The sequence below is a fragment of the Telluria sp. RB2R28 genome (assembly GCF_059685835.1).
Genome location: NZ_JCASIK010000006.1, coordinates 91,705 through 103,977 on the forward strand (window position 1 = coordinate 91,705; position 12,273 = coordinate 103,977).

A 12,273-nucleotide genomic window follows, 5' to 3' on the forward strand; every position below is an offset into this window, starting at 1 on the left:
GTTCCAACCGACCGCATGAATCGATCCACAATGACGCCATTCGAACCGAACCTGTCCTCCATCGCTGTTGCCCGCGACGTCCTCCTGACGCCATTTGGCCTGGACGAAGACAAGCTGCTGCGCGCGCTGGGGACGATGTTCACGCACAAGGTCGACTACGCCGACCTTTACTTCCAGTTCACCAAGAGCGAAGGCTGGAGCCTCGAAGAAGGCATCGTCAAGAGCGGCAGTTTTTCGATCGACCAGGGCGTTGGCGTGCGCGCCGTGTCGGGTGAAAAGACGGCGTTCGCCTATTCCGACGAGATTTCCGAACAGGCGCTGCTGGACGCTGCTGCCGCCACGCGCACGATCGGGCGCCAGGGCGCCGGGCGCATCAAGATCGCGCGCAGCACCCGGCACAGCGGCGGGCGCTCGCTGTACCTGCCCAACGATCCCCTGGCCTCGCTCGATGCGACGGCCAAGGTGACGCTGCTCGAGCGCGTCGAAAAGATGGCGCGCGCGAAAGACCCGCGCGTGGTGCAGGTGATGGCGGGCCTGGCCGGCGAATACGATGTCGTGCTGGTGCTGCGCAGCGACGGCGTGCTGGCGGCCGATATCCGGCCGCTGGTGCGCGTGTCGGTCACCGTCATCGCCGAGCAGAACGGGCGGCGCGAAGTCGGTTCGTCCGGCGGCGGCGGGCGCTTCGACTATGGTTACTTCACTGACGAGGTGCTTGATCGCTATGCGACCGATGCCGTCAAGGCGGCCTGCGTCAACCTGGAAGCACGGCCGGCCCCGGCCGGCCCGATGACGATCGTGCTGGGCCCGGGCTGGCCCGGCGTGCTGCTGCATGAAGCCGTCGGCCATGGCCTTGAGGGCGACTTCAACCGCAAGGGCTCGTCGTCGTATGCCGGCATGATCGGCCAGCGCGTGGCCGCCAAGGGCGTCACCATCGTCGACGACGGCACGCTGCAGGACCGCCGCGGCTCGCTCAATGTCGACGACGAAGGCAATCCGACCCAGTGCACGACGCTGATCGAGGACGGCATCCTGAAAGGCTACATCCAGGACACGATGAACGCGCGCCTGATGAAGATGCCGGTCACCGGCAACGCGCGCCGCGAATCGTTCGCGCACCTGCCGATGCCACGCATGACCAATACCTATATGCTCGCCGGCGACAAGGACCCGCAGGAAATCCTGGCCTCGGTCAAGAATGGTCTGTATGCGGTGAACTTCGGCGGTGGCCAGGTCGATATCACGAACGGCAAGTTCGTGTTTTCGGCCAGCGAGGCCTACATGATCGAAGACGGCAAGGTCACCTATCCGGTGAAGGGCGCCACGCTGATCGGCAATGGCCCCGAAGTCATGAACCGCATCTCGATGATCGGCAACGACATGCGCCTGGATTCGGGCGTGGGCGTGTGCGGCAAGGAAGGCCAGAGCGTGCCGGTGGGCGTGGGGCAGCCGACCCTGCGCATCGATGGCGTGACCGTTGGCGGCACGGCTTGAGCCTGTAGTGCTGTGGTATGCGGTAACAAGCTGTCTGTACAAGCCGTCATCGACCGATAAAGGGCTTGCCAAGTTTTGCGGGTTGTTGCTATAGTCAATTGACCAAACACGGACGACATCATGCGCCACGCTTTCTTTACCCGCTTTTTTTACTTTAGCCATTCCAGCCTCAGGCGGTGGAACAGCAGCGGGTACGCGCAGTAAAAGTCCCGGCAGCATCCAGACAAACCGCCAGCAATGGCGGTTTTTTTATTTTCAGACGGTATAAAACCAACTCAACCGAGTACGAAAGAGAGTCCAGCATGCCCCGCACCGACGACCTACGCATCCGTGAAATGAAGGAACTGACGCCACCCTCGCACCTGATCCGCGAGTACCCCGTCACCCCGGCGGCCGAGCAGACCGCGGCCGGCGCGCGCGTCGACCTGCACCGCATCCTGCACGGCCAGGACGACCGCCTGATGGTGGTGATCGGGCCATGCTCGATCCACGACCCGAAGGCCGCGATCGAGTACGCGCGTCGCCTGGTGGAACAGCGCCGCCGCTTTGCCGGTGAACTCGAGATCGTGATGCGGGTCTATTTTGAAAAGCCCCGCACGACGGTGGGCTGGAAAGGCCTGATCAACGACCCGTACATGGACAACAGCTTCCGCATCAACGACGGCCTGCGCATGGCGCGCGAGCTGCTGCGCGACATCAACGAGATGGGGCTGCCGGCCGGCACCGAATTTCTCGACGTGATCAGCCCGCAGTACATCGCTGACCTGATCAGCTGGGGCGCCATCGGCGCGCGCACGACCGAGTCGCAGGTGCACCGCGAGCTGGCGTCCGGCCTGTCGTGCCCCGTCGGTTTCAAGAACGGCACCGATGGCAATATCAAGATCGCGACCGAGGCCATCAAGGCTGCGTCGCAGCCGCACCACTTCTTATCGGTGACCAAGGGCGGCCACTCGGCCATCGTGTCGACCTCGGGCAACGAGGATTGCCACATCATCCTGCGTGGCGGCAAGGCGCCGAACTACGACGCCGCCAGCGTCGACGAAGCCTGCCGCCAGATCGCGGCACTGGGCCTGGCCAGCCGCCTGATGATCGACGCGTCGCATGCCAACAGCTCGAAAAAACCCGAGAACCAGGTGCCCGTGTGCGCCGACATCGCCACCCAGATCGCGGCCGGCGACGATCGCATCGTGGGCGTGATGATCGAATCGAACCTGGTGGGTGGGCGTCAGGATCTGGTGCCAGGCAAGGAATTGACCTATGGCCAGTCGGTGACGGATGGCTGCATCGACTGGGACAGCAGCCTGCAGGTGCTCGATGGTCTGGCAGCGGCGGTGCGCCAGCGCCGTTTGCGCCAGGAATAAACCAGACGGCGCGCGATGCGCCGCGGCAACGACAAAGGGGCGCACCGAGGTGCGCCCCTTTCGTTCTAACTTACTGCGATCAGAACTTGGCGGTCAGGTTCAGGAAGATATGACGGCCCATCGCGTCATACACCTGTGGGTAGGTATTGCCGTTGCCGAAGACCGCAGCGACCACGCCCGACAGCGGTGGGTCCTTGTCCAGCGCGTTGTTCACGCCTGCGCGCAGGGTGAAGTTACGGTTGATCTGCCAGCTGCTGACCAGATCCAGGTAGTTGCGTGCGCCAAGGCTTGCATCCGCTGGTTCCGATTCGGTGTCGAGGTCCACACCGCGCACGTAGCGCCAGGTCGCGCCCAGTTCCACGCCATTCCACGGGGTGCCCCAGACAGCGCGCACCTTGTGACGCCATTTTGGCAGCGGCACGCCGCAGGTAGGACCGTGCAGGCCGGCGCAGTCACGCGTCTCGCCGCCTGGCAAGTCCTGTTCCTTGAACTCCTTCAGGTAGGTGCCCATCAGCGACAGGTTCAGGCTGCCCCAGTCGCCCAGCTTGGCGTTCCAGTTCGCGCCCAGGTCGATACCCTTGGTCGACGACATGCCCAGGTTCTGGTTGGTGGCGACGATCTGCGCGGTTTCCAGCGCCCACAGGGTGCCCAGACGGTCACGCGTGATCAGCGAGCAGAACGTCGGGTCGCCCGTTGCCAGGCAGCTATCGAGGCTGGTCGTTGCCGGCAGGCCGCCGATGATGCCCTTGACCTTCATGTCGAAAGCGTCGATGGTGACCGACGTGTTGCGCGTCGGGGTCAGCACCAGGCCCAGCGTGTACGAGTCGGATTCCTCCGGCGCCAGTTTCGTATTGCCGCCGGTGATCTGGTTGTACTGCTGGGCCGGCGAATCGACGATGTTGCCGTACTGGGCAGCCGTGACGCCGGTGCGTGCGCACTGGGCCAGGGTGGCGGTCGGGGTCTCGCCCGCGCATGGGTCGGACGACATGTCGTACAGGGCCAGGCCGGCCGGCGTGTACAGTTCGACCACGTTGGCGGCGCGCGCGGCGCGCTGATAGCTGAAGCGGAACTTCGCTTCCTTGATCGGCGCCCATTCGATGCCCGCACCATACGAGCTGGTCTTCTGGCCGGTCGAGTAATCCGACTTGCGGTAGCTGGCCGTGACGTTGAGCTGGTCGGCGAACGGCTGCTTCTGCAGGATCGGGATACGGGTTTCGGCGTAGTAGTCACGCACGCTGAACTGGCCGCTCACGTTCTTGGTCGGGCCGCCCTGGCCGGCCAGATCGCCCGATTCGAAGGCGGCATCGTTGTCCAGCGTCAGCTTTTCGGTGCGGTGTTCCCAGCCCAGCGCCAGGCCGATGCCTTCGGTGCTGGTCGGGAGCTTCAGACCGTATTCACCCAGGTCGGTCGACAGGTTGACGCCCTGCACGGTCTGCGAGGTGCTGCCGCGCTGGAAGCCCGGGGTCTGCAGGTAGGTCAGTGCTTCCTTGGTGATGCCGCCGAGGCTCCAGATATTGTACGGAACGCAGTTCGGATCGATGCCGTTCAGGGTGCTGCGGCAGACCGGTGCACCGTTGGCGCCGGGGACGACGTCCAGGGCACGCGCGCTGCGCGCCACCGAGAAGTCGTTGAAGTAGGTTTCGGCGTAGCGGACCTTGCCAACCTGGGCGAAGACGTCGTACTTCCAGTTGCCGACATCGCCCTTGACGCCGACCACGCCGCGGTAGGACGTGTGGTTCAGGTCGTCGCGGCGGCCACCGCCTTCGACGTTGCGGCGGAAGATGACCAGGTCGGCCGTATCGCCAGGCGCGTTCAGGCCCAGCGTCTGGCGCCAGGCATTCGACAGCAGCGGGTTTTCGAAGGTGATCGCATTGGCGCCGGAAGCGTCGAGGCCGAACAGGCCGGACGGTGCGATCTGGGCGACAGTGCTGTCATCGTGGAAGCTGGCCTCGCCGTAGACGCGGGTCTTGTCGTTGATGTCGTAGTGCGTGAACGAACTGAACGTGTAACGCTCCGACGGACGGCGGAAATAGTTCAGCGGACCGAAGTTGTAGGCATCGTTCGCGCCGATATACGGACGCACGCCGCCATTCGCATCGGCCACGGTGAAGCTGCGCGTGCCGACCAGGAAGCGACCCGGGAAGCTGGTGCCGGAGCCGCCGCAATTGAACGTGTCGCCGGTGGTTGAGCCGCCCAGCGAGCACGCCGTGAAGTCACGCTCCGATTGCAGCAGCGGGTCTTCCTTCTTGTAGCCCAGGAACACCACGGCATTGCCGCGGCCGTCGGCGAAGTTGCCACCCATCGTCAGGCTGATGTCCTTGACCTTGGCATCGGCGCTTTTGTCACCTGGCAGCGCGAAATTGCGGCGCGTGGCGGCATCGGCTGCCGGCCCGCCGTTTTGCTGGTGGTTGTAGAACTGGTAGTTGCTGTCGATCTGGACGCCCTGGAAGTTGTCGTCCATTATGAAGTTGACGACGCCGGCCACGGCGTCGGAGCCGTAGATGGCGCCGGCGCCGCCGGTCAGCACTTCGACGCGCTTGACCAGGCCCACCGGGATCTGGTTCAGGTCGGCGGCCGGATTGCGCGGGCTGCCTGCTGGCAGGCGGCGGCCATTGACCAGCACCAGGGTGCGATCGGCGCCGAAGTTACGCAAGTTGACAGTCGCGGTGCCGGTCGAGCCGTTCGAGACCGAGCCGCCCTGGTCGGCGAAGACCTGGGGCAGGTTGTTCAGCAGGCTCTCGACCGAGCGCACACCTTCGAGCTTGATGTCCTTGGCGTTGACGACGGTAACCGGGCTGATGCTTTCCAGGTTGGCCGTGGCGATGCGTGAACCGGTCACTTCCACGCGCTGAGGTTCGCCTGTGGCAGGCGCCGTGTCCTGGGCGTGAGCCGCCGAGAACGCGACGACCATGCCGCCTGCACAGATCAGTCGAACCGATCGAGATAACACTGTTTCAACCATCATGTCGATTTTCCCAGGTAAGACCTGCAGGGCGGATGTCGCCTGCAGTAATGTCATTGGATTGCCACCGCGAATAGCGGTGTCGAATTTTTACTACTTGGCAATAAAAACATTTCCAGCAAGGCAGTGTCAACGTATAAAGTCTTTACGAATCAAAAATACAACTGTGCGCCAACTAGTCTGTACAAGTATGCATTTTGGTGCTAGTCATGATTCCGATATGAAAAATAATATGTGGAATATATGAAGGAAAATAGAGTTTGCTCGGTATTTAATGCGGTGGAAAGCCTAGTTTTTGGCAGAGATTGCTTTTTGAACGTATGTATGCGAGATCATATGTGACGCGTTGTCGACACGATTTAAATGTCACAAATGTCAGTACATTGGATAACCCGTATCTATCCCTGCATGACATCCTGCACCTGTCAGCGCACGCCGATATGCGCTATCGTGTCGGGTTCGCAACGCCTGTATCGGGTTGGTGAATTTCGCGGGAAATGGCACATTTGCCTGGTCCCGGTTCGGGAGTGTCATGCTTGCTTATATCGTCCGGCGCCTGTGGCAAATGTTGCCGACCATGGCAGGCGTCGTGCTGCTGGTGTTCGTGCTGTTCAACTGGGTCGGCGGCGACCCGGCCTATCTGCTGGCCGGCAAGATGGCCGATGCGAACGCCATCGAGAACATCCGGCGCCAGCTCGGCCTGGATGAGCCGTATCCGGTGCAGCTGTGGATCTTTGTGCAGCAAATCGTCACATTTGACTTCGGCAATGCGTGGAGTACGGGCGAACCGGTGGCGCAGATCATCACCAGCCGCCTGGGGCCATCGCTCACTGTCCTGATTCCGCTCACCGTGCTCGAAGTGTTCTTCGGCATCGCGCTGGCGCTGGGCATCGCCTTCGTGCGCGGCTCGCTGACCGACCGCGCCGTGATGATTGCCTGCACGGTGGGCATGTCGATCTCGATCCTCGTGTATATCTCGGTGTTCCAGTACGTGTTTGCCTACCAGCTGGGCCTGTTTCCCGTGCAGGGCTGGGGCAGCAGTCTGGGCGAGAATCTGCTGCACTACGCGCTGCTGCCGATCATCATTGGCCTGGCGGTCTCGATCGCGCCGACGCTGCGGCTGTACCGCAGCTTCGTGCTCGACGAAGTGGGGCAGGACTATGTGCGCACGGCGCGCGCCAAGGGCTTGAGCGAGCGCCGCATCGTCTGGGTCCACGTGCTGCGCAACGCGGCCATTCCCATCATCACGCACGTGATGGCGAACCTGCCGGCGCTGCTGATCGGCGCGTTTCTCCTCGAACGTTTCTTCGGCATCCCCGGCATCGGGCGCGAAGTCATTCTTGCCGTTGAACGCAGCGACTTCCCGGTGATCAAGGCGATCACGGTCTACGTCGCGGCCGCGACGATGGTGTTCAACCTGCTGGCCGACCTGCTGTACCGCGCCGTCGATCCACGCGTGCAATTCCGATGATGACAATGCAGACATCCGACGATTCAGCCGGCCTGTGGACGCTGGCCTGGCGCCGCCTGCGGGCGGACCGCGTGGCGATGGCGGCGCTTGCCGTCGTGGCCGGCTTTTTGCTGCTGGTGCTCCTTTCGAGTACGGGCCTGGTGGCCGCCGACTGGGAAGACGAAGTGGCCGTCAATTACGCGCCACCAGGCTTTGTCGGCGCCGATGCGACGGCGCGCGCCCTGGCGCAGGCGCAACTGCCACGCGCCACGCCGCCGAATGCGTTCGATCCGCTCGCGGCCGAACTGGCAGCGTTGCAGGCCCAGGTGGCAGCCTCTCACCCGCCGGTCGCCAAGCGCACGACGCTGCTGTTTGGCGCCGATAAATGGGGCCACGACATCGTCAGGAAAACGATCAAGGGTGGTGAAACGTCGATCGTCGTGGGCCTGGTTGCGGCGCTCTTGGCCGTCACGCTGGGCACGCTGTTCGGCGCCGTCGCCGGGTTCTTCGGTGGCTGGGTCGACGACCTGTTTAACTGGTTCTACAGCATCTTCACGTCGATTCCGTCGATCCTGATGATCCTGACCGTGGCCGCGGTGCTGCAGCAAAAGGGTGTAACGACCATCGTGCTGATCCTGGGCCTGACCGGCTGGACAGGGCCATTTCGCCTGATGCGCGCCGAGTACATCAAGCACAGCGCACGCGAATACGTGATGGCGGCCAACGCCATCGGCGCCTCGAACTGGCAGCGCATGTTCGGGCACATCCTGCCCAACGTGTCGCATGTGGCGCTGGTGCAGATGTCGATCCTCGTGGTCGGCTTCATCAAGGCCGAAGTGATCTTGTCGTTCCTGGGCTTTGGCGTGCCGGTGGGTACCGTCTCGTGGGGCAGCATGCTCAACGAGGCGCAGAATGAACTCATCCTCGGCAAGTGGTGGCAACTGGCGGCCGCGGCCGGCGCCATGGCGGTGCTGGTCACCAGTTTTTCGCTGTTTGCCGACGCCTTGCGCGACGCGCTCGACCCCAAGATCAAATGACCCACGAAACCATGCCTTTGCTGAGCGTGCGCGACCTGCGCATCGCGTTCCGGGTCGACAAGCACCGTACCAGCGCCGCGCTGAAAGGCGTCTCGTTCGACGTACCCGACAACACCACGGTGGCGCTGGTGGGCGAATCGGGCAGTGGCAAGTCGGTCAGCTCGCTGGCCGTGATGGGACTGCTGCCGCCCGAGACCACGATCGTCGATCCCGCCTCGCGCATCGCGTTTGCCGGGCGCGAGCTGCTGGGCCTTCCGCTGGCGGCGCGGCGCGCCTTGTGCGGCAAGGACATCGCGATGATTTTCCAGGAGCCGATGTCCTCGCTCAACCCGGTGTTCACGGTGGGGTTCCAGATCGGCGAAGTACTGCGCCAGCACATGGGCATGGACAAGCGCGCGGCGCGTGCCCGCACGCTCGACCTGCTGGCCGAAGTGGGCATCCCCGATCCGGCGCGCAAGATCGATGCCTACCCCGGCCACCTGTCGGGCGGCCAGCAGCAGCGCGTGATGATCGCGATGGCCATTGCCTGCGAGCCCCGATTGCTGATTGCCGACGAGCCGACCACGGCGCTCGACGTGACGATCCAGAAACAGATCATGGACCTGATCGCGCGCCTGCAGCGCGAGCGGCGCATGGCCGTGCTGTTCATCACGCACGACCTGGGGCTAGTGGGCGAGATCGCCGACCGCGTGATCTTGATGCGCCACGGCGAGGTGCGCGAGGAGGGCGCCGCCGCGCAGGTGTTCGGCGCGCCGCAGGACGCTTATACCCGGGCACTGCTGCATTGCCGGCCATCCCTCGATGCACGTCCGCTGCGCCTGCCGGTGATCGACGATTACCTGGCGGGGCGCGTGCTTCCGGGTGCGCAACTGCCGCAGCGTGTGCGCGGTACAAGCGCCGACGATGCACCGCTGCTGGTGGTCAGGAATCTGGCCAAGAGCTTCTGGACGCGCGAGGGCCTGTTCGGCAAGCGCGAATTCAGGGCCGTCAAGGATGTGTCGTTCACGCTGGCGCGCGGCAAGACGCTGGGCGTGGTTGGTGAATCGGGTTCGGGCAAGACGACGGTGGGCCTGACGCTGTTGCGGCTGCACCGCGCAACCGGCGGCTCGGCGCTGTTCGAAGGGCGCGATCTGGTGGCCATGTCCGACCGCGAATTTCAGCCCTACAAGCGGCGCATCCAGATTATTTTCCAGAATCCGTATGCCTCGCTCAATCCCCGCTTCACGGTTGGCCAGATCCTGCTCGAACCGATGCGCATCCACGGTATCGGCGCGCACGAGGCCGGGCGTGCGGCACTGGCGCGTACCTTGCTGGGGCGGGTCGGCTTGCCGGACGCGGCCTACGGGCGCTATCCCCATGAATTTTCGGGCGGACAGCGTCAGCGCATTGCGATCGCACGCTGCCTGACGATGCAGCCTGAGATCCTCGTCTGCGACGAATCCGTCTCGGCGCTGGACGTGTCGGTCCAGGCCCAGGTGCTGAACCTGCTGCAGGATTTGCAGGACGAATTTGGCCTGAGCTATATCTTCATTTCGCATGATTTATCGGTGGTGAAGTACATCTCTGACCAGGTGATGGTGATGCAGAACGGCGGCGTGGTGGAGGTGGCCGATGCCGACGCACTGTACCGCAACCCGCAGCATCCGTACACGAAATCGCTGCTGGCGGCGATCCCGCGCGGGGTGTAACGCCGGATCGTCGGCGGCACCGCGAAAAGACCGTTGCGAATATGCTAAACAGGCTACCGAAACAGGCCACATTCCGGTGGCGCGGGCGCAATTCACGTACACTGTGACGATGCCCCAGTTAGTCGAACTCATTCAAGTCTATGGCGTGCTGATCGTGTTCGGCATCGTTCTCGTCGAGCAGTTTGGCTTGCCCATTCCCGCCTACCCGATCCTGATCGTGGCTGGCGCGCTGTCGGTCGAGGCCGACGTCAGCTGGCAGCTCGTGTGGCTGGCCGCCATCAGCGCCTGCCTGATCTGCGATGTGTTCTGGTTCCGCGCCGGGCGCTTCTATGGCAAGCGCATCCTGCGGCTGCTGTGCAAGATTTCCCTTTCCCCCGATTCATGCGTCAACCAGACCGAAGACCGCTTCAGCCGGTTTGGCGTCAGGTCGCTGCTGGTGTCCAAGTTCATCCCCGGCTTCAATACCATCGCCGCGCCGTTGTCGGGCGCGATGGGCGTGGCCCCGAAGCCCTTCCTGCTGTACGCTGTTACCGGCGCGGCGCTGTGGAGCGGCGTTGGCATCCTGCTCGGCGCCTGGTTCCACGACAGCGTCGACGACGTGCTCGACATCCTGTCGACGATGGGCAGCACGGCGCTGGTCGTCGTCGCCAGCGTGCTGGGCCTGTTCATCGCCTTCAAGTATGCCGAGCGGCGCCGCCACCGTTCGCGCAGCGGCGCCGAGCGTATCGAGATGGCCGAATTGCTGGCGCTGATCGACAGCGGCGCACAGCCGGTGCTCATCGATGCGCGCAGCCTGACCGCGCAGGATCTCGAAGCGCCCATTCCCGGCGCGCTCATTTTCCGGGCGTGCGAGCCGGGTAAATTAATGGCGTCGCTCGACCGCAAGCGCGAGATTGTGGTCTACTGTAGTTGTCCCGACGACGTGACGGCCGCCCAGGTCGCACACCAGTTCGCGGCCAACGGCTTTCGCCGCGTGCGCGCGCTCAAGGGCGGGCTTGATGCCTGGAATGGGCGGGGTGACACTCCGTCCTCGCTGGACCCGGCTCCCTGCTGATCGGCCTGGCACGTAGCAGAGCTGGCGGCGTAGTGCAATTACGGTGATAAAGCCCATCTTTTACGTAAGTAAGCCCTGACACATGCCATTGTCTGTAGCAAAACTACAGATAGTTCTTGTCTTGGAGGCAAAATATTTAGTAAGCTTGCGGCTTCGCCTCCACTGTGCCCGCAATGACTGCTTCCATGTCCATGTCCATGAACGAGATTTCCCACCTGCATGCTGGCGGCCCCCGCCTGCTGGCCGATATCGGCGGCACCAATTGTCGTTTCGCGCTCGAGCGTGGTCCAGGGCAGCTCGAGGGCGTCGAGATTCTGCCATGCGCGGCCTATGCCACGCTGGGCGATGCAATGCGCACCTATCTGGCCAGTCCGACCGTCCAGGCGCTGACGTCCAGCCCGATCCGGCATGCGGCGCTGGCGATTGCCAACCCGGTCACGGGTGACTATGTGCGCATGACCAACCACCACTGGGAATTTTCGACCGAGGCATTGCGGGTCGAATGCGGCTTCGAGATCCTGATGGTGGTCAATGACTTTTCGGCGCTGGCCCGTTCGCTGCCGCATCTGGGCGAGCACAAGCGCCAGGTCGGCGGTGGCGTGCCCCAGCCGGATACGGCGCTGGGCCTGATCGGCGCCGGCACCGGCCTGGGCGTGTCGGGCCTGATCCCGTGCGCCAGCTCGTGGACGGCATTGCGCAGTGAAGGCGGGCACGTGAGCTTCGCGCCGATCAACGATGACGAAATCGCGATCCTGCAATTTGCATGGCGCGAATACGACCACGTCTCGTTCGAGCGCTTCCTGTCCGGCGCCGGCGTCGAACTCATCTACCGCGCGCTGGCCGACCGTGCCGGCAGCCCCAACGAGCGCCTCAGCGCCGCCGAGATTTCGCGCCGCGCGCTGTCGGGTGAATGCCCGCTGTGCGACGACGTGCTCGAGGCGTTCTGCGGCATGCTTGGCACCGTGGCCGGCAACCTGGCCGTCACGCTCGGCGCGCAGGGCGGTATCTATATTGGTGGCGGCATCGTTCCGCGCCTGGGCGCGCGCTTTGACCGCTCGTCGTTCCGCCGCCGTTTCGAACAAAAAGGGCGCTTCGTCCATTACCTGACAGCCGTGCCGACCTACGTCATCACTGCCGAGTACCCGGCTTTTGTTGGCGTGTCAGCGATTTTGTCGGAAAAACTGTCAGGCTGACGCCACTAGCTATCCGCCGCGTGGATGGTCGCTTGTC

8 protein-coding genes are annotated in these 12,273 nt (G+C 63.7%); 7 read left to right on the top strand and 1 reads right to left on the bottom strand.

Annotated elements, in window-relative coordinates; translation table 11 throughout:
• Nucleotides 1-30 precede the first annotated feature (30 nt).
• Nucleotides 31-1,491, top strand: a complete 1,461-nt coding sequence (gene tldD / locus AC56LV_RS20685) for a metalloprotease TldD (RefSeq protein ID WP_499560334.1) — start codon at nucleotides 31-33, stop codon at nucleotides 1,489-1,491.
• 302 nt (nucleotides 1,492-1,793) lie between these two features.
• A complete protein-coding gene (aroG, locus tag AC56LV_RS20690) occupies nucleotides 1,794-2,852 on the top strand; it encodes a 3-deoxy-7-phosphoheptulonate synthase AroG (RefSeq protein ID WP_258836360.1) in 1,059 nt (352 codons plus the stop codon).
• A gap of 79 nt (nucleotides 2,853-2,931) precedes the next feature.
• On the opposite strand, the gene AC56LV_RS20695 is transcribed toward aroG, so the two are convergent.
• Nucleotides 2,932-5,763 (bottom strand): TonB-dependent receptor domain-containing protein, encoded by a 2,832-nt coding sequence (locus AC56LV_RS20695; protein WP_499560336.1) that lies wholly within the window; start codon nucleotides 5,761-5,763, stop codon nucleotides 2,932-2,934.
• Nucleotides 5,764-6,346: 583 nt separating this feature from the next.
• On the opposite strand from AC56LV_RS20695, the gene AC56LV_RS20700 reads away from it, so the two are divergent.
• The 5 genes from AC56LV_RS20700 (at nucleotide 6,347) to AC56LV_RS20720 (ending at nucleotide 12,236) form a co-directional block, all read left to right on the top strand.
• Nucleotides 6,347-7,285 (top strand): ABC transporter permease, encoded by a 939-nt coding sequence (locus AC56LV_RS20700; RefSeq protein ID WP_499560338.1) that lies wholly within the window; start codon nucleotides 6,347-6,349, stop codon nucleotides 7,283-7,285.
• Entirely contained in the window at nucleotides 7,285-8,301 is a 1,017-nt protein-coding gene (locus AC56LV_RS20705; protein WP_499560510.1) for an ABC transporter permease, read from the top strand. The genes AC56LV_RS20700 and AC56LV_RS20705 overlap by 1 nt, the downstream gene beginning before the upstream one ends.
• Nucleotides 8,298-9,989 (top strand): ABC transporter ATP-binding protein, encoded by a 1,692-nt coding sequence (locus AC56LV_RS20710; protein WP_499560340.1) that lies wholly within the window; start codon nucleotides 8,298-8,300, stop codon nucleotides 9,987-9,989. Before AC56LV_RS20705 ends, AC56LV_RS20710 begins: the two co-directional genes overlap by 4 nt.
• Nucleotides 9,990-10,098: 109 nt before the next feature.
• Nucleotides 10,099-11,043 carry a VTT domain-containing protein gene (locus AC56LV_RS20715; RefSeq protein WP_499560342.1) on the top strand — a complete coding sequence of 315 codons (945 nt, stop codon included), beginning with the start codon at nucleotides 10,099-10,101 and terminating at the stop codon, nucleotides 11,041-11,043.
• Between the two features lie 185 nt (nucleotides 11,044-11,228).
• A complete protein-coding gene (locus AC56LV_RS20720) occupies nucleotides 11,229-12,236 on the top strand; it encodes a glucokinase (RefSeq protein ID WP_499560344.1) in 1,008 nt (335 codons plus the stop codon).
• Nucleotides 12,237-12,273: the final 37 nt, after the last annotated feature.